This is a genomic window from Chitinivorax sp. PXF-14 (genome assembly GCF_040812015.1).
Lineage (GTDB): Bacteria > Pseudomonadota > Gammaproteobacteria > Burkholderiales > SCOH01 > JBFNXJ01.
This window is the reverse complement of sequence record NZ_JBFNXJ010000002.1, coordinates 89,882-107,742: the sequence shown is the minus strand read 5'-3', so window position 1 is coordinate 107,742 and position 17,861 is coordinate 89,882. Positions and strand designations below refer to the sequence as shown.

At 69.8% G+C, this 17,861-nt stretch carries 16 protein-coding genes; 3 read left to right on the top strand and 13 right to left on the bottom strand.

Annotation, left to right across the window (positions count from 1 at the left end; translation table 11 throughout):
• Nucleotides 1-49: 49 nt before the first annotated feature.
• The 5 genes from ABWL39_RS03250 to ABWL39_RS03230 form a co-directional block, all read right to left on the bottom strand.
• Nucleotides 50-1,228 (bottom strand): DUF1501 domain-containing protein, encoded by a 1,179-nt coding sequence (locus tag ABWL39_RS03250; protein ID WP_367787119.1) that lies wholly within the window; start codon nt 1,226-1,228, stop codon nt 50-52.
• Between the two features lie 12 nt (nt 1,229-1,240).
• Nucleotides 1,241-2,797: a DUF1800 domain-containing protein gene (locus ABWL39_RS03245; protein ID WP_367787117.1), complete on the bottom strand. Its 1,557-nt coding sequence runs from the start codon at nt 2,795-2,797 to the stop codon at nt 1,241-1,243.
• Between the two features lie 37 nt (nt 2,798-2,834).
• Nucleotides 2,835-3,170 (bottom strand): hypothetical protein, encoded by a 336-nt coding sequence (locus ABWL39_RS03240; RefSeq protein ID WP_367787115.1) that lies wholly within the window; start codon nt 3,168-3,170, stop codon nt 2,835-2,837.
• A gap of 190 nt (nt 3,171-3,360) precedes the next feature.
• Nucleotides 3,361-3,996 carry a hypothetical protein gene (locus ABWL39_RS03235; RefSeq protein ID WP_367787114.1) on the bottom strand — a complete coding sequence of 212 codons (636 nt, stop codon included), beginning with the start codon at nt 3,994-3,996 and terminating at the stop codon, nt 3,361-3,363.
• Nucleotides 3,997-4,006: 10 nt separating this feature from the next.
• Nucleotides 4,007-4,984 carry a hypothetical protein gene (locus tag ABWL39_RS03230; protein WP_367787112.1) on the bottom strand — a complete coding sequence of 326 codons (978 nt, stop codon included), beginning with the start codon at nt 4,982-4,984 and terminating at the stop codon, nt 4,007-4,009.
• Between the two features lie 200 nt (nt 4,985-5,184).
• Here ABWL39_RS03230 and ompR point away from each other — a divergent pair, with 200 nt between their 5' ends.
• Together ompR and ABWL39_RS03220 are read left to right on the top strand one after the other, a co-directional pair.
• Nucleotides 5,185-5,946, top strand: coding sequence for a two-component system response regulator OmpR (gene ompR, locus ABWL39_RS03225; protein WP_367787111.1), 762 nt, complete (start codon nt 5,185-5,187; stop codon nt 5,944-5,946).
• Nucleotides 5,943-7,292, top strand: coding sequence for an ATP-binding protein (locus tag ABWL39_RS03220; protein WP_367787109.1), 1,350 nt, complete (start codon nt 5,943-5,945; stop codon nt 7,290-7,292). Before ompR ends, ABWL39_RS03220 begins: the two co-directional genes overlap by 4 nt.
• 82 nt (nt 7,293-7,374) lie before the next feature.
• Here ABWL39_RS03220 and ABWL39_RS03215 read toward each other — a convergent pair whose 3' ends face one another.
• The 8 genes from ABWL39_RS03215 to ABWL39_RS03180 all read right to left on the bottom strand — a co-directional run bounded on the left by ABWL39_RS03215 (nt 7,375) and on the right by ABWL39_RS03180 (nt 16,992).
• A complete protein-coding gene (locus ABWL39_RS03215) occupies nt 7,375-7,881 on the bottom strand; it encodes a DUF1801 domain-containing protein (protein ID WP_367787107.1) in 507 nt (168 codons plus the stop codon).
• Nucleotides 7,882-7,890: 9 nt separating this feature from the next.
• Nucleotides 7,891-8,247: a thioredoxin family protein gene (locus ABWL39_RS03210; protein WP_367787105.1), complete on the bottom strand. Its 357-nt coding sequence runs from the start codon at nt 8,245-8,247 to the stop codon at nt 7,891-7,893.
• Between the two features lie 393 nt (nt 8,248-8,640).
• A complete protein-coding gene (locus ABWL39_RS03205) occupies nt 8,641-11,442 on the bottom strand; it encodes an Hsp70 family protein (protein WP_367787103.1) in 2,802 nt (933 codons plus the stop codon).
• Nucleotides 11,442-13,283 carry an Hsp70 family protein gene (locus ABWL39_RS03200; protein WP_367787101.1) on the bottom strand — a complete coding sequence of 614 codons (1,842 nt, stop codon included), beginning with the start codon at nt 13,281-13,283 and terminating at the stop codon, nt 11,442-11,444. The genes ABWL39_RS03205 and ABWL39_RS03200 overlap by 1 nt, the downstream gene beginning before the upstream one ends.
• Complete coding sequence (locus ABWL39_RS03195; protein WP_367787099.1) at nt 13,280-13,903, bottom strand: DUF2760 domain-containing protein; 624 nt, start codon at nt 13,901-13,903, stop codon at nt 13,280-13,282. The genes ABWL39_RS03200 and ABWL39_RS03195 overlap by 4 nt, the downstream gene beginning before the upstream one ends.
• Nucleotides 13,904-14,385: 482 nt before the next feature.
• On the bottom strand, nt 14,386-14,850 hold the full coding sequence (locus tag ABWL39_RS03190) for a CopD family protein (RefSeq protein WP_367787097.1): 465 nt from the start codon (nt 14,848-14,850) through the stop codon (nt 14,386-14,388).
• Nucleotides 14,847-16,304 (bottom strand): hypothetical protein, encoded by a 1,458-nt coding sequence (locus ABWL39_RS03185; protein WP_367787095.1) that lies wholly within the window; start codon nt 16,302-16,304, stop codon nt 14,847-14,849. Before ABWL39_RS03185 ends, ABWL39_RS03190 begins: the two co-directional genes overlap by 4 nt.
• On the bottom strand, nt 16,285-16,992 hold the full coding sequence (locus tag ABWL39_RS03180; protein WP_367787093.1) for a hypothetical protein: 708 nt from the start codon (nt 16,990-16,992) through the stop codon (nt 16,285-16,287). Before ABWL39_RS03180 ends, ABWL39_RS03185 begins: the two co-directional genes overlap by 20 nt.
• A 181-nt stretch (nt 16,993-17,173) precedes the next feature.
• On the opposite strand from ABWL39_RS03180, the gene ABWL39_RS03175 reads away from it, so the two are divergent.
• Nucleotides 17,174-17,833 (top strand): class I SAM-dependent methyltransferase, encoded by a 660-nt coding sequence (locus ABWL39_RS03175; protein ID WP_367787091.1) that lies wholly within the window; start codon nt 17,174-17,176, stop codon nt 17,831-17,833.
• The last annotated feature ends 28 nt before the right edge of the window (nt 17,834-17,861 follow it).

Here is a 17,861-nt window from a genome sequence, read left to right as displayed (position 1 = left end):
GTGGAGTATAGCAGCCGGCCCGGGCCGCATCGGTCTGCCGCGGTGCAGCTCAGAGCAGGCCCAGGTCGCGGGCGCCTGCGCCCGGGAACACCGTGGCCAGTTGCGCCGGGCCGAGGCCATACAGCCGCGCGAACAGCCCCGCCAGCAGTGGACGGTAGTCGTTGAGCACCGGGTAGTCGCGGTTCTGGAACAGGCTGGCCCGCTCGACCCGGACCTGCTCGCCGGCCACCCTGCCGCCGGCAAGCTGGCCGCCGAGCACCCAGTAGACCGAGCCGTGGCCGTGATCGGTGCCGCGGTTGCCGTTCTCGCGGAAGGTGCGGCCGAACTCGCTGATGACCACGACCACGGTGTCGGCCCAGCGCGGCCCCATCTCGTCGGCAAAGGCCGCCAGGCCGCGCCCGAGCTCGTCGAGCCGGCTGGCCAGGTAGCCGGTTGCCGCGCCCTGGCCGACGTGGCTATCCCAGCCGCCGACATCGACGAAGCCCAGGCCATAGCGATCCCGCATCAGCTTGGCAATGCGCCGCGCCTCCTGTTCGAAGCCGCGGGTGCTGATCGCCTGCCGGCCGGCGCCGTCCATTTCCGTCTGAAGTGTCTTCTGCACGTCCTCGCGCGTTGCGAAGCCTTCCAGCACCTGCTGTGCGAGTGGTGTATCGCGGTACATGGCGGCGACGATGCGGCTCTGTCGCGCGTCGAGGCCGGGCCGGTCGAGCTGGCGCAGCGCCAGATTGGCGACCTGCAGCTCGCCACGGAAGATCAGCGGCAGCTGCTCGGTGAAGGCGATGGCGGGCGTGCCCGACAGCACCGCCGCGAGGCGGTTCAGAAAGCCCGACTGGTACTGGCCCGCGCCCGTCGTGCCGAGCTCGATGCTGTCCTGCGTTTCGAAATGGCTGCGCGACAGGTCATCGGTGCCGGCAAACGGAACAAAGGCAAGCTGCCTGGCCTGGTACAGCGGATACAGGCTGTCGCGCAGCACCGGGTGCAGGCCCCAGTCGGCATCGAGCGGCAGCGCCGCATTGGCGTCCGGGCCGGGCGGCGCGATGGCGATATTGGGCCGCGACTCGTAGTAAAACGCGCTGCCGTGCGGCACCAGCAGGCTTGCCGCATCGTAGCCGCCGCGCAGGAACACGAGCAGGAAGCGGGGGCTGGCGGCCGGCGCCGACAGCAATTGCCCGCCCCAGCCGGCGAAGGGCAGGGTGGCCAGCGATTTGAGCAGATGGCGGCGGTTCATGGCGGCCTCGTGTCAGCGGTTCATGAAGTCGGGCGAGCTGAGCAGGAAGGTATTCCACTCCTGCGGCGACTCGGCCTGATCGAGCGCCTGGCGTGTGGCCGGGCTGATCAGCGCCTGCCAGTGGCGGTAATAGAGCGGCCCGGCCAGTTGCGGAAATGCCGGGCGCGCCATCGGGCTCAGGCCTTCGCCACGGAACAGGCCGGCGCTGCCGTTGCCGATGGCGCGGGCGATCTCGAAGCGCGTCGTCATCTGTCCGGGGCTGGCCCAGGCCGAGGACAGCAACGGGTAGCCATCCGGCGTCTGGTGGCCGTACAGCGGCTCGCCCATGCGGTTGATCCACGCCAGCATGGGGCCGGCGTTGAGGATGGGCTTGCCGTCGTAAGCGAGGCGCACGGCCGACACGACATAGTGCATCGGGTCCTTGAAGCGCCGGCCCAGCGAGGCGGCGAACTCGGGTGAGCGGAACAGCGTGCGCAGCGTGTCGGCGATCTGCCCGTCGCGGCGCAGGAAAGTGTCCGCCATGGCGGCGACCAGGCGTGGTGGCGGCTCGTCCCCGACGAAATACTGCGCCAGCTTGCGGCTGATGAAGCGCGCGGTGGCCGGGTGGCGCGCCAGCCGGTCGAGCGCCTCGTCCACCTCGGCCAAGCCCTTTGCGTGCAGCGGCTGGCCCAGCAGCGTCTTCTCGCCGTTATCGTGGCGGCGCGGGTTGAATTCGAACAAGCCCTCGCGCACGGCGGCTGCCGGCTGCTCGCGCAATTGGGCCGGGTGGACGATGCCGACGCCGGTCAGCACCCGCGCCAGCTCCTGCACATCGCGTTGGCTGTAGCCGCCATCGACGCCGAGCGTGTGCAGCTCCATCAGCTCGCGCGCGTAGTTCTCGTTGATATGGCCGGCCGCGTTCTGCGCGTTGTCGAGGTAGTGCAGCATCGCCGGGTGGTGCGCGGTGACGCCGAGCAGGTCGCGGAAACGGCCCAGCGCATGGGCCCTGAGCTGGTCCTCGTAATCGGCCAGCAGCGCGCGGATCGGGCCCTTGTGCTGAAACACCGAGAAATGATTGAGCCAGAACCAGGTCATCTGTTCCTGCAACTGCCTGGGCGAATACAGGTCGCGCAGCAGCGAGCGCGTCGCTGCCTCGCGCGCCAGCGTGTTGAGGCTCTGGTTGAGCTGCTGCCGCGCCGCCTGCCTGGCGCCATCGTCGGCAGCCGCGTCTGCCGCCATCTTTTGCTGCGCGAGCTCGGCCGCCAGTTGCGGCAGCGGCACGCGGCTGATCGTCATCGCGTCGATCTGTGCCTGCACCTCGGCGGGCAATACCGCCGGCCCCGGGCGCAGCTGTTGTTCCAGATAGCTGGCCGCGCCGTCCACTTCGATCTGTCGCACGCTGGCGCTGTCGGCGCCCCAGGTGACGCGGTTGGCGAACAGCAGCGGGTCGAGCCGCAAGCTACCGTTGCCGCCCGCGTGGCCCGGCCCGCCAGCGGGCGCCGCACAGGCCGCGAGCCCCAGCACGCTGGCCAGCAGGCCGGCGTGGGACAGTCTTTTGCCATGCAGCGTCGGGTGGCCGGGCATTGCCATCGTTCGTCCTCGGGCTGGGTGAGGCAGCTTCACCGGCTTACTTGCCGATTTCCTTGCTGACCGCGTTTTCCTGCTGGTTCAGGGTTTTTTGTTCCTGCCTGGTGATGTGGCCGCCATTCTGGCTCGCCATATCGCGCTCTTCCTGGCGGATCTGGTGGTCTTCATGGTGCAGCTTGCGTGCTTCCGCGCGCGTCATGTCGCCTTCCTTCACCTCGCGCTTGATGCGGCGGTCCTGGCGCTCCAGCCGGTCGTTGACCTGGTCGCGGCGCGGGTGGTGCTTTTCCCAGCTGGTCTCGGCCATCGCCTGGCTGGCGGCACCCAGGCTGATCGCGGCAAGCAGCAAGCTAAGCGTAGTACGTTGGATGGTTTTCATGATAGGGCTCCTTTTGTAGATTGAGGTGGCACACTGCCGTGCCACACCTCCAAAAACGCCGCAGTGCGACGGGGAGGGGACATTAAATTTTGTAGCTTTTGTAAAACTTCGTAATGAGACCTCGCCGGCCGCACCTCGCCGGCCGCACCTCGCCGGCCGTACCTTGCCGCCCGCAGCTAACCGCCAGCACCTACTCACGCGGCAGCTCGATCGCCAGCCGTGTAGGTGAGGGCGCCGCCGCCCACCGGCAATACAGCCGCACCACGACGAGCGCCAGCGCACACGCTGCCAGCGGGCAGTAGAACGGATCGGCCGGTGCGCGCCGGGCAAACGACACGACGAACTGCAGCCACAGGTAGTGCGTGCCGAGCCAGTGCAGGCGTTGCCAGTTGCGCTGGCCCAGCAGCGCCGCCGTGCGCTCGAATGAGGTCGCCGCCAGGCTCACGATGAAGCCGTAGCCGATGCCGCCCAGCACATAGTTCGCCGACTTGACCATGGCGTGGAACAGCTGCGGGTCGAGCCGGGCATAAACCAGCACCCACGCGCCATGGACGGCATGGGATAGCGCGAACGACAGCCCCAGATAACGCCGGTTGCGCCGCAGCCAGGCCGTAGCGCCGCACGGCCAGCGCTGGTACAGCGGGCCGGCGAGGAAGGCGGCGGCAAACAGCAGAAAGGACGAGCGGGCCGTGATGCGTATCATCAGCCGCGCGCCGTCGCTCGTCAGGCCGCCGCCGGGCACGGCCACGCTGAGCAGCGCCAGCGCGAGCCCGACCCATGCAGGCAGCGCCCATCCCTCGATCCATGGTTTGCGTGGCGTGTCCATGGTGGCCCTCTCAGCGCAGCGACGAAGACAGCGGGATCGGGCCCGAGCCCGCGCTCACGAAGGCCTTGCGCACCAGCGCGCCGCATTCCGCGCTTTTCATGCCGGCATCGGGCAGGTAGGACTGGCGCGCGAAGATGCCGTAGAGCGCCTTGTCGGCGCTGATCCACGGATAGAAGCCAAACGCGCCGGCCGAGCTGAATGCGCCGTCGCCTTTCGGGTCGTCCTCCACCCAATGGTTGAGCGAATAGTGCCATGCATAGGGCGAGGGGCTCTGCACCGCGCTGGTGCAACTGCCAGGCAGCGTGCAGACCGGGTGGGCCCCGAGCAGCCGGTTGATGACGAGGTCGCCGCGCATGATCTTGCGCAGGAAGTGCGCATAGGCCGCCGGCGCCGCCGCCATGCCGCCGGCCGGCTCGGGCGTATTGAAGCGGATGTCGACATCGGCGCCCAGCCTGGCCTGCAGCTCGGTGGTCAGCGCCGCGCTATCGATATCGCCGAGCCCCAGGTCGATCAGCAGCTTCTGGTCGTGCCCGCCGTTGTAGCTGAACTTGCCGACATGCTCGGGATTGAAGTTATTGTTGTCGCCCCGCGCAAAGCAGGCGCGACCGGTCTCGCTGCCCTTGCACAGCAGCGGCTGCAGCTCGTCGTAACCCGAGAGCATCTCCAGCGCCGCCATTTCACTGAGGCTCAAGCGGCCACCTTCGCGCTGCGCCACGTAGGCGCCGAACACCCATTTCGATGCCGAGGCGAGGGGGATCACCTTCTCCTGGCGAATCGAATAGCCGTGCTGGCCGTGCAGCAGCGCGCCGCGCGCGTCGCCGATCTCCCAGTAATAGTCGCCGAGATTCTGGCAGGCCGGCGCCTGAGCGAGCGTGCGCTGCACCGCCGCCTCGCGCGCCAGCCAGTCGCCCGGCCCGGCCCAGGCCATCGATACCGCCACCCAGCCCGCACTCCAGGCGCCCGCCTGGCGGATCCACTTTGTCTTCATGGTTTGCTCCTCATCGACGTTGATCATCTTCGGTTCCGATACGCCACCCGCTGCGGGGATGGCTCGGCCCGATGCCATGCAGTCTATGCAGTGTTGCGGCGGGGCTGGCGCGGTGCCTGTTACAAGCGATTTGGCGGCGGCCCGGCTGTAATCGGCTGTAATCAATTCGCGGCATGCATGGGCGCCATGGCGGCGGTAACATGCGTCTGACGATTCAGACCGATGGAGCCAAGTGGATGTCGATACGCGTGATCGTGCTCGACGACGATGCCGAGATGCGGGCGCTGCTGCAGCGCTTCCTGAGCGAGCAGGGGCTGGCGGTGCGCACGGTGGAGGATGCGCCGCAGCTCGACCGCCTGCTCGCCCGCGAGCACTTCGACCTGCTGGTGCTCGACCTGATGATGCCCGGCGAGGACGGCATGTCGATCTGCCGCCGTCTGCGCCACCAGGGCGAGACGATCCCGATCATCATGCTGACGGCCAAGGGCGACCCGGTCGACCGCATCCTCGGCCTGGAAATGGGCGCCGACGATTACCTGCCCAAGCCCTTCGTCGCGCGCGAGCTGCTGGCACGCATCCATGCGCTGTTGCGGCGGCAGGCGATGGCCGAGGCCGGCACGGCCAGCGGCAAGCTCGACAGCGTGTGCTTCGGGCCCTTCGTGCTCGATCTGGCTCGCCGTGAGCTGCTGCGCGACGGGCAGCTGCTTGAGCTGTCGTCCACCGAGTTCTCGCTGTTGCGCGCGCTGGCCACCAACCCCAACCGTCCGCTCGGGCGCGAGCGGCTGATCGAGCTGGCGCGCGGGCGCGACCACGATGCCACCGAGGGCAGCGTCAACGTGCAGGTGCTGCGGCTGCGCCGGCTGATCGAGGCCGACCCGGCCAATCCGAAGTACATCCAGACCGTCTGGGGCGTGGGCTATGTCTTCGTGCCCGAGCAGGAAAACCGGGGTAGCGCGCAATGAGGCTGCTGCCGCGCTCGCTGCTGCGCCAGAACCTGCTGCTGATCGCGGCGCTGGTGGTCGCGGCGCAGCTCGCCACCGCCTTCGCCTTCTATTACCTGATGCAGCGGCCGCGCGCGGTGCACACGGTGCAGCTCGCCGTGCAACAGATCCGCTGGCTGCAGGATGGCCTCGCCAGCATGCCGGCGCCCGCGCGGCAACACTATGTCGAGCAGATCAACCGTTCCGGCGTCGCCACGCTGATCCCGGCCGATGGTGGCGCCCTCGCCGGCAGCGAGGTGCCGCCGTCGCTCGGCATGCGCATGTTCGTGCGCTCGCTGCGGCGCGAGCTGGCGCGTGCCGGCATCGACAGCCACTGGCGCAACGACCCGCCCTACAGCCTGTACATCAGGGTGCGGCTCGGCGAGGCGCCGTACTGGTTCCGCCTGTCGATGGCGCAGCTCGATTCCGCCTCGATCTGGCCCTGGCTGGTTGCGCTGCTCGTCAGCGCCGTGCTGACGATGGCCGGCGCGTTCGCGATCCAGCGCCGCATCAGCCGGCCGCTCACCGATCTCGTCGACGCCGCGCGCCAGCTCGGCCAGGGGCGCTACCCCGCGCGGCTGCCGGAAGACGGCGTGACCGAGATTGCCACCGTCGCCGGCAGCTTCAACCAGATGGTCGGCAAGCTCGCCCAGCTGGACCGCGAGCGCGCGCTGATGCTGGCCGGCGTGTCGCACGACCTGCGCACCCCGCTGGCCAAGCTGAGCCTCGCAGTATCGCTGCTCGAAAGTCAATCCGACCCGGCGCTGGTGGCGCAGATCCAGCGCCATGTCGGCGAGATGGATGGGCTCATCGGCCAGTTCATCGATTTCGCCCGCATCGGCACCGATGAGGCGCCGGCGCCAGTCGACCTCGCCGCCATGCTGCGCCAGCTAGCCGGCTATTTCGAACAGCAGGGGGCGCATTTCAATCTTGAGCTGGATGGCCTGCCTGTCGTCACCTGCCGGCCGGCGGCCATCCGCCGCGCACTGGTCAACCTGATGGACAACGCCGTCAAATACGGCGCCAGTGCTGACGGGCATGCCGAGCTGGCCATCCATGCGCGCATCAACGGCGGCTATCTCAGCCTGTCGGTGCTCGATCGCGGCCCCGGCCTCGCCGACTGCGATCTGGCGCGGCTCGCCGAGCCCTTCGTGCGCGGCAGCGAGGCACGCCAAGGCAAGCCGGGCACGGGGCTGGGCCTGGCCATCGTTGAGCGCATCACCCGGCTGCATGGTGGAGAGCTGCGCCTGGCGCCGCGCGCGGGCGGCGGGCTGGAGGCAACCATGACCTTGCAGCGGGCAGGGCAGGCCGCGTCAGCGATTGGTTAATCAACGGTGGCCGCTATCGCACCGACATTACAGCGATGTCGTCCGGCAAGCCCGTGCCGTGCCATGCCGTCGCGCTGGCTCGCTACTGGCCGGGTTTTCGGGATTTTGCCGCGCCCGAGCGGAGATTCTCCGCCACCGCGGCCTGGATCAGCGCCTTGAATGCCGCCGCGTCGAGCGTGTCGCCCTCGTGGAGGTCGATCGCGCGGCGCACATTGCCGTCGAGGCTGGCGTTGAATAGCCCGTGCGGATCCGCCAGCGCCGCGCCGCGCATGAAGGTCAGCTTGACCGCCTGCTTGTAGATCTCGCCGGTGCAGATGATCCCGCCACAGGACCAGACTGGCACCCCCAGCGGGTTGCTGGGCTTGATCCATTTGCACTCTTCGAGGATGTCAGGCAACGCCTCGTGGATCAGCCGGCGGGCCTCCGTCAGCATCGCGCCACGCCAGCCCCCGAGTGCCTGAATCCGCTCGTCGATGAGGCTGCTGGCCACTTTCACGATGGGTTTGAGCTTCGGGCCGGCCGGCGCGGGCGTGTCCCGCTGCGTGGGTTGGGGGTCCGACGCTTTGCCTGGTTTCGGTGGCATGGTCATGCCGTATCCTCAGTGGCCCGAGGCCCCGTATGCGAGTGCCTGTTGCACCTGCGCCATGGCCTTGTCGAAAGACATGTCCCCGGCGATGACCTTCGCCAGCTGGGCGTGCCGGAAGATGGCGATGGACGGGACGGACTTGATGCCATAGGTCTGGGCGATGGTGGGCGATTCCGCCATGTCCACCGTGCCGGAAACGACGCCAGCCTCGCCGATCTGCGCCGCGATCTTCTCGAACACCGGCTTCATGCTCTGGCAAGGCTGGCACCAGGAGGCCGAGAAATAGATCACGGCCACGCCCGCCTCGCTGTCCGGCGCGTTCAGCGTGCGTGAAAAGTTGTCGATATTGAGCGCGGTGATGTCGGGCATGTGTCGATTTCCCCTGTCGTTGAGCGCGACGGCCAAGAATCGATCATGATGCGGGATGTCGGCCAGATAACCAAGTTTTCCTGCCTCATCCCGGCCGTAGCCGTAAGCGCGTGGCGTGTTCGATGCATTCGTCGCCTGGATGGCGCGCAGCAGAATCCGGGTTTCAAACTGCCGGCCTGAATGGCCGGTGGTTTGTTTCAGCGTTGATCACGCGCCGGCTCCGGATCACGTTGCGCGCCATCCAGCGCTACACACCACGCGGTTGCCCATGCCGGCAGCTGGCATGGGCATCGGCCTGCAAGGCGCTACCCGCTTGGCCTGCAGCCGGCCTGGGGGCGCCGCCAGGCGTGGCTTGCAGCTGCTGCCCGCAGGCCGCGCCGGCAGGCAGGTGCGCTACCCGATCAGCATCAGCCCCGGTGGCAGGGTTTCGCCGAGGACGCGTTGCTGGCTGGCGCTGTCGAGCTCGACGACTTCGCGTGGCATGGCGATCCAGATCGGTGCGGCGCGCAGGGCTTCTAGGCGTTTGGCGACCTGTTCGCGCAGGGGCTCGGGCAGGTCGCGCGGGCGGTCGCCGGTGAGGCGGGCCAGGTGGGCGGCGGCGAAGGCGGCGGGTTCGATGCGTTTCCAGTCGAGCGCGAGCAGGGCGTCGAGCCAGGGGGCGACGGCATCGGGGGCGATCACCTCGTGGGCGCTGCCGTAGAAGGGCTGGCGGGCGCCGAGCCGGCCGATGACCCACAGCGTGCGCGGCAGCTCGCCCGAGCTGGTGTCGCCGCCGGGCTTGGGCAGCGTGCTCACCAGCCATGCGCCGATCTGGCGCTTGAAATCGGCCGGGATGCGTTCGAGCGAGGCGGCGAGCCGCACCATGTCGTCCTCGCTGCCCTTGACCGGCGGCACCGCGCGCGCGCGGATCGCGGCCTTGTCCTTGTTCATGATCAGCTCGAAATCCTGCAGCAGGCGCAGTTGCTGGGGCTGTTCGAGCCCGCCGGCGATGCGCCGCCACAGAGTCCACCATTCGCTGCAGACGCGCTTGTCGCCGCCGTGCTGCACGCCGCTGTCGAACAGGCTCCACAGCTCGCTGACGCGCCAGTCGTCGAGCGCGTGGCCGTAGCCGGGGCGCAGGCAGAAGCCGGCCAGGTTGAGCCACAGCCGCTCGTGTTCGGCCGAGCGGCGGCGGCCCTTGGCGCGTTGCCACAGCGCATCGAACAGCGGGCGCAGCCAGGCCGTGGGCCAGTTGTCGCGCTCGCCCAAGAGCCGTTCGAGCTGGTGGCGCAGCTGCTTGACCTCGTCCGGCGCGACGCCCTTGGCGCGGGTGCCGAAGATGCGGTCGATGCGGTCGACGGCCTCGCCGAAACGCGGCGGCAGGGCTTCGCTGGCGGCGCTGGGCGGGGTGTCGCCGCGCAACTGGAATTCGAGCTGCCAGCGCCGGTTGCTGTCAGCGGCATCGACGCAGTGCATGGCCAGCGTGCCGACCTCGGTCAGCGTGGTGGCGAGCTGCACCGGGATGTCCTGTTGCGCGCCGGCGCGGGCGGCCGGCAGCACCGTGGCGATCGGCGGCAGGCGCGTGAATTCGCCGTCGGCCAGGTCAATCAGCTCGCCCGGCGCGGGCACGGCCTGACCCTGGGCCTCGGCCGTCGCCGAGACGAGGTGGAAGCGCACCGGCTGTCCGAGCCGCAGCGCGAAGCTGCGCTCGGCGAGCGCGATCTCCCGCCCGGCCTCGCTGCCGCGCGGCAGCAGGCAGACGGCGCGCTGGGGGGCGGCATCCTGCGCGGCCGGGGCGTCGTCGAGCAGCAGGAAATAACTGCGCGGCGAGCCACCGCCGATGCGCGGCGCACGGCCGTGGCGGGCCAGTGCGTAGGCGACGGCGCCGCGTGCCACGGCGACATCGGGCTGCGGATTATCGAGCAGCGTCAGCGGCTGGCCGCGCCAGTCGCCGAGCGTGTCGGCCAGTCGGCGCGCCAGCGCATCGGCGCGGAATACCCCGCCGTTGAGCAGCAGCGTGTCGGGCACGGCCGCGCCGTCGCCGCTGCCGAGCGCCTCGCGCGCCGCCGTGGCGTGATGGCGCAGGAAGCTTGCGACATGGCGCGTGATGGCCGCATCCGCCGCGTAGGGCAGGCCGAATTCGACCAGGCCGGCGCGCGTCTGGCGTGCCAGCTCGTCGAGGCCGACGCGTGGGAAGAAGCCGTCGACGATCAGTTGCTCGACCTCGTCGCGCAGCAGGTCGGCCGAGCGGCTGGCGCCGATCAGCTTGCTGCCGGCGCCGAGCAGGGTGACCGGCGCGCGTTCCGGCGCGTCGGCGGCCAGCAGTTGTTCCTTGGCTGCGCGGCAGCGCTCGATCAGCTGCGACAGGCGGCCCGCCGACAGCCGCGCGCCGGGCTCGGTGGCGAGCCGCGATTCGGCGAGGTGGGCGAGCGCCAGGTCCATATTGTCGCCGCCGAGCATCAGGTGGTTGCCGACGCCGATGCGCGACAGCACGGGCTTGCCGTCCTGCAGCTCGACGCGGATCAGGCTCAGGTCGGTGGTGCCGCCGCCGACGTCGCAGACCAGCGCGAGCCGGGTGGCGGCGAGGTCGCCGCCCAGCGTCGCGCGGTGGCGGAACAGCCAGTCGTAGCATGCCGCCTGCGGCTCTTCGAGCAGGCGCAGCTCGGGCAGGCCGGCGTCGCGCGCAGCGGCCAGCGTCAAGGCGCGCGCGCCGTCGTCGAACGAGGCCGGCACGGTCAGCACGATGTCCTGCCGTTCAAGCGGCGCTTCGGGGAAGCGCGCGTTCCAGGCCGCGCGCACGTGGGCCAGGTAGCTCGCGCTGGCGGCGACCGGCGACACCTTCGCCACGTCGTCGGCTGCACCCCACGGCAGGATGGCCGCGGTGCGGTCCACCGCCGCGTGCGACAGCCAGCTCTTGGCGCTGGCCACGAGCCGGCCCGGCACCTGGGCGCCGAGCTGGCGCGCCAGCTGGCCGACCACCACCGGTGCGGCGGCATCGGCGCGGGCCCATGGCAGGGCCAGCGCCTCGGCCGGCAGCTCGCCCGTCGCCGCGTGGTAACGCAGCGAGGGTAGCAGCGCGCGCGCCGCGACTTCGCCGGGTGCCACCAGCTGCTCGATCTCGAACAGGCGGATGTCGTCGCTGCCACGGGTGGCGTAGGCCACCACCGTGTTGGTGGTGCCGAGGTCGATGCCGACCAGGTACTGGCTCGCCGACATCAGCTTTCGCCGGCCCCGCGCACGTCGAACTCGACCTTCCAGCGCTCGTCGCCGTCCTGCGGCACGGCTTCGAGTTCGAGCGTGCCGGCCTCGGTCACGCGCGCATGCAGCCTGACCTGCACGACCTCGCCGGGCAGGCGGCCGATGGCCGGCAACTGCGCCTCGATCTGGTTCAGCTCCTGCAGCTCATCGTCGCTCCAGAAGCCGAGCAGCGTGCCCATCTGGTCCTGGCGGCGCGTCGACGAGCCGAAGAAGCGGAAATGCACGGGCTCGCCCACTCGCAGGCCGAATTCCTGCGCCGGCAGCGTGGCCTCGGTGCCTTCCTCCATGCCGAACGGGGCCACGCACAGCGCCTCGATCGGTGGCTCCATGCCGGGGATGGCCGGCATCGCCGACTCGACCGCGACGTAATAGGCCTTCGCGGTGCCGCCACGGATGCGCACCCCACGGCCGCGCCGCACATAGCCGTAGTAGGCCGCGCCGCGCGCCACCGCGAGGTCGAGGTCGGCGCCGCCGAGCACGCGGGCCGGCGCTGCGCCGTCGCTTTCGAGCCAGGCGTTGATGGTATGAACGACGCGATCGGCCAGGATCTCGGCCTTGAACACGCCACCGTTGAACAGGATCGCCGTCGGCTGCAGGAAGCTCGCGCCCGCGCGGCCTTCGAAGCCCTCGAGCTCGGCCAGCGCATCGACCTGGCGGCCGAGGAAGGCAGCGAGGTGGCGCGTGATGGCCGCATCCTGCGCATAGGGCAGGTTGAACTGCGTCAAGCCCGAGCGCGCGCGCGTGACGGGGCGGGCTGCCGCCTCGACCTGCGGGAAGAAGCCTTCGAGGATCACCGAGCCGACCTCGGCGCGCGTGAGCTCGGTGCGGATCGTGCCGCCGATCAGCTTCGAGCCACGGCTCGGCACCACGATCGGCAGCTCGTCCAGCGTCGGGTCGGACAGCAGGGACTCCTTGGCGCTGCGGCAGGCATAGGTCAGCGCGCGCATCTGCCAGGCATCGAGCTGGGTGCCGGTCTGCGCGAGCTTGCGCGCGATCACGTGGGCCAGCGTCAGGTCCATGTTGTCGCCGCCGAGCAGGATATGCTCGCCGACCGCGACGCGGTGCAGTTCGAGGTTGCCCTCGCGCTCGACCACGGCGATCAGCGAGAAGTCGCTGGTGCCGCCGCCGACATCGACCACGAGGATCACGTCACCCGGCTTCACCTGTTTGCGCCAGCCGCCTGCACTGTTCTGAATCCAGTTATAGAGCGCCGACTGCGGCTCTTCGAGCAGCGTCAGCGAGCTGTAGCCCGCCGTGCGCGCCGCCTCGGCTGTCAGCTCGCGCGCGGCCGGGTCGAATGAGGCGGGGATGGTGACGGTGATGTCCTGCTCGCTGAACGGTGCCTCGGGGTGGCTCTGGTCCCAGGCCTGGCGCAGGTGTTCGAGATAGCGGATCGACGCCGTCAACGGCGAGATGCGCGCCACCTCGGCCGGCGCGTCGTGCGGCAGGATGTCCGCGCGACGGTCCACGCCAGGGTGGCACAGCCAGCTCTTGGCGCTCGACACGAGGCGGATCGGCGTGTTGGCGCCACGGCTGCGCGCCAGGCTGCCGACCGCGTAATCAGGCTCGGCGCCCCAGGGCAGCGCGAGGTCGCCCGGCGCCAGCTCGTCGCCGTGCGGCAGGTAGAGGAAGGAGGGCAGCAGCGGCTGGTCTTCGATCTGGCCAGGCGCCGTCAGCTGCGGCACCGGCACGATGCCGTGCACGGTCTTCTCGCCGTCGCTCGCGCCGATATCGACGTAGGACAGCGCGCAGTGCGTGGTGCCGAGATCGACACCGATGGCAAAACGCGGGTCGCTCATAGCTCGACCTCCGCCGGTGCCAGCACGCTCGCGTCATGGCCGTCGGCCAGCTTGGGCAGGCGCGTCGAGGTGGCGCGCCAGCCGCGGTGGCTCAGGCTGCCGCGGAACGGCGCCTGGCCGACCACGTTGCCGGTCAGGCGGATCGAGGCGGCATCGAAGCCGGCCTGCAGCTCGATGCGGCTGCCCTCGGCCTCGCTGCGCACCGGCTCGATGGTGAAGTGCTCGCGCAATACTTTGGCGCAGCCCTCGTGCACGAGGCGCGCGGCGGCGCCGACGTCGGCATCGCTGAAGCCGGTGAGGTTTTCCTGGGTGAAATCGATCAGCCGTGCGTCGCGCTGCAACAGGCTCAGCAGCTGCAGGGCCGCATCCGGCGTGGCCTCGCGGAACACGCGCGGGGCCGGCTGCGGCGCGGGTTGCGGGGCGGCCTGTGGTGCGGCTTGCGGCGCAGGTTGAGGAACGGGCTGGGGAGCGGGCGCTGCTGCCGGCGCGTCGTTCAGGCGCTGCAGGCGCAGCGCGAATTCGCCGCTGGCGAGAATGCTGAAAAACGTGGCGATCGCAAGCGGAATGCGGCGCAGCAGGCCGGGTGCCGCATCGCGTGGCGTGGTGTGGGACGAGCTCATTGCTAACTCCTGGATCAATAATCGTTGGCCGGGATGCCCGCCTGGCGGCGGCATCGGCATTGGCGGTCGTGTCACGCGACAGGGGGGCGGCGGGCCGCGTGCAAGCTTGCATGGCGGTGGTCGGCGTCCCTGTCGATTCGGGCCTCGCGGCAAGCCGTCGAGAGCTACCCGTGTTGTCTGTTTGCCGCGGCGGGCACGGGCCGGTGGGGCCATGCGCATGCCGTCATGGCGACATCCGGCTATTCCATTTGAATGGTGCGCCGCAGCAGCGGAAGTGTACCCGATGCGCCGGCCCTTGCGTAGCGCTGAGTCGTGGCGGCGGGAGGGGCCCGGCCTGGCTGGGCTGGCGAAGAGAAAGAGTGGGCCGGGCGGGTTGCCAGCAGGCGGAAAACCGGTTGGCCCAGCCGGCCAGGCTACCGGGGGCCGGCGAAATCTGGTGGCTCAGCCGACATGCCGCCGGCTGGCGGGAAAAGGCCCTTGGCTCAGTGCACCAGCCAATGGCCCAGCGTCGCGATGGCGATGGTGACGAAGCCCAGCGCCAGGTTGAGGCCGACCAGCTGGCGGATACGGCCGAGCGCGGCGGCGCCGGCTTTCCAGTCCCCGGCATCGACGGCATGCCGCAGCGCGGCGTAGGGCACGGCATGGAGGTAGAGATAGATCGCGATCATCACGCTGCCGCTGGCCAGCATCAGGTGCCAGTTCAGCGGCGCGGCGGTGAAGCCGGTGCGGGCGATCATCGTCAGCCCGCTCAGCGGTATGGCGATCACGGCGGCCCACACCCAGACGAAGAAACGCGCGAATACGCCGCGCCACAGCCGCAGCCGGGGCGGGCCGTCGAGCACCTCGACGGCGGCGGGGCGCAGGCAGACATAGGCGAAGAACATGCCGCCGACCCAGATCGCCACACTGGCCAGGTGCAGGAAACGCAGGAGCGGGTCGATCGTCATGCTGGGGCCTTGGGTGGGTTGTCAGCCGGCGGGCTGCCTGGCTGCGCGGGTGGCGGGGGCGGCTCGTATTTGCGGATGCTGAGGTCGGGTGCCGCATTGCGCTTGAGGCCCTGTTTCTGTACCTGATCGAGCCAGCGCTCGAAGTCGCGCGAGAAAGCGTCGATGGGCTGGCCGACCACGCCTTCGAAGCGCGCCACCGTGTCGAGCGCCGGGTCGTCGAGCACATTGCCGGGGTCGCGGTCGCGGAAGGCGCTATATACGGTCGGCAGCAGGCCGCGCTCCTGCAGGTAGAGCATCAGGTAACGGTTGACGGCCATCTGCAGCGATAGTGCCATGGTTGCACGGCCCACGCCGTCGGTGTCGCGCGTGAGCTCCTGCACGTCGAACGGAAACCAGTCGCTGCTAATGATCTGGCGCACCGAGGGGCGTTGCGGCGGCGCGAACAGGTCGATCACCTTGCCGCGCCAGTTGGGCTCGCCGAGCAGCGCGTCGCCATAGAACGCCGACACCTCGTACAGCGAGGCGATGCCTTCGTCGAGCCATTGCGGGATGTCGCCGAAACCGCGATGCACGGTCAGGTGGTAGAGCTCGTGGAACAGCGTGCCGATGCCCATGCCCGACACCACGGCCACGGCCGACTGGTCGTCGCGGAAGGTGTAGCCGATGGTCGGGCTGTGGGGCCCCATGTCCAGCCCGTGCAGGCTGCGCGCGAGCTTGCCCAGGTCCGCCGGGCCCGGCACCAGGTAGATGGCGATGTAACGGTCGGGCAGCTCGATCTGGTAGGTGCGCTGCAGGAAGTCGAGATAGCGCGCGAGCTGGCGGCCGATCTGGCGCAACTGCTCGCTGCTGTGGCCAGCGCTGCTCGCGAGCACGAAGCGTGCGCTGGTCGCGACGCTCGGCAGGCCCGGCGCCAGGCGCTTGACCATGGCGATGGCTGCGTCGGCCTGATCGAGCGCGATGCGGCGCGCCACGAGCTCGCCCGGCGGCAACTCCCGGACGCGGCGGGCCGGGTAGGTCAGCACCGGGTTGGCGCGGTCGGCCGGCGCATAGAGCTTGCCCGAGCCCGACGCACCGGCGGCGACAAAGCTGTCGATACCGGGCTGGCTGGCCGCGAGCGGGCCCAGCGGCTCAGTGGCGGCCTGGCACAGCGCCAGCTCGCGCTTGACCAGCGCCCGGCTGGATTCGACCAGCGGGTAGTTGTACAGCGTATAGCGCAGTACGCGGGCTCCCCATTGCTGCTTGCCGGCCATGCGGCAGCCGCTGGTGCCGAGCATGTAGTCCACCTCGGGGCGGCGGCCGTAGGGCTGCTGGCGGAAGTCGAGCAGCGCGTCGTAGGCCGGCTGGTATTCGGCCGCCAGCCAGTGCGCCTTGCCGGCCTCGTACAGCGGCTCGGCCTGGGCCGCGCCGATCAGCCACAGCGCGGCGGCCAGATAGCTAGGATGGGCTCGGCGCATGGGGCTTCTCCTTGGCGGGCGGGCTGTCGGGCATCGCGTCGGGCCTGGGCAGCGCCTTGGCCGGGCCGCAGTTCGGGCCGCCGAACAGCTCGCATTCCTCGCCCGCGCCGCCGCTGGCGATACTGGTGCCGGGCACGGGCAGGTAGACGGCCTTGTCGCGCGTATCGAACTGGAACGGCACGACCAGCGTGATGCCCATCAGGATGGTGCCGAGCGTGGCCATCACCAGGCCTGGCGACGAGGTCTTGAGCATGCCCTTGACGCCGCCGCCCTCGGCCGCCAGCTCGGTGCCGGCTGTCTCCAGCCGCGCCAGCACGAAGATGGCGCCGACCAGCGTCAGGATCATGCCGGTGAGAAAGCCCAGGTAACGCGTCCAGGCGCGCAACAGCAAGGTCGCGTTGACCTGGCGGTAGCGCTGGTCGATCACATGCTGTTCGAGCAGCACGGCCGTCTTCCAGCGAAGATAGTCCTGCGGCGGCGGGGCATCGCGCGGCAGCGCCTGCTCAAAGCCGGCGAGCGATTGGCGGATGTCGTCGTGCGGTGCGATACGCACCTCGCGCAACAGCAAAAACAGCACGAGCAGGCTCGCCACGAAGAAAAACGCCGCCATCAGCGCGATGGCACGCGTCATGAAGGGCAGCAGGCGGCGCTGCCAGTCGATCAGGTGCTGCCTCGACGAGGTGGCCATGGTGGCGTCCGGCACGGGCGATAACTCAGTATAGGGCAGCGCGCCAGACCTGCTGCGCGAGCGACAGGCGGCGTGGCGGCCTCAAGCCGGCCGGCATGTGCCGCAAAACGCCACGGCGGGCCGCGCGAGTCCTGCTAACATGCCGGCATCGCGACTGAATCCAACCGGCAAGGAACGCGCCATGTCCAACCGCACGCTGAACCTCGACGATACGCTCTACCGTTACGTGCTCGACCACTCGCTGCGCGAGCACCCGGCCCAGACCGCCCTGCGCGAGGCCACCCGCAGCCACCCGAGCGCCAATATGCAGATCTCGCCCGAGCAGGGGCAGTTCATGGCCTTGCTGGTGCGCCTGCTCGGCGCCCGGCGCACCATCGAGATCGGCGTGTTCACCGGCTACAGCGCACTCAGCGTGGCGCTGGCCCTGCCCGCCGACGGCTATGTGCTGGCCTGCGACATCAGCGACGACTACACGCGCATTGGCCGCCCCTACTGGCAAGCGGCCGGTGTCGCCGGCAAGATCGACCTGCAGCTCGCGCCGGCGCAGGCCACGCTCGATGCGCGCCTGGCAGCGGGGGAGGCCGGCAGCTATGATTTCGCCTTCATCGATGCCGACAAGACCGGCTACGATGGCTATTACGAGCGCTGCCTGCAGCTGTTGCGTCCCGGTGGCCTGATCGCCATCGACAACGTGCTGTGGAGCGGCAACGTGGCGCGCCCGGCCGAGACCGCCGACACGGCCGCACTGCAGGCGCTCAACGACAAACTGCACCACGACGAGCGCGTTGACCTGTCGCTGCTGCCGATCGGCGATGGCCTGACGCTCGCGCGCAAACGCTGAGCCGCCGGCCCGCAGCGGCCCAGCCTGG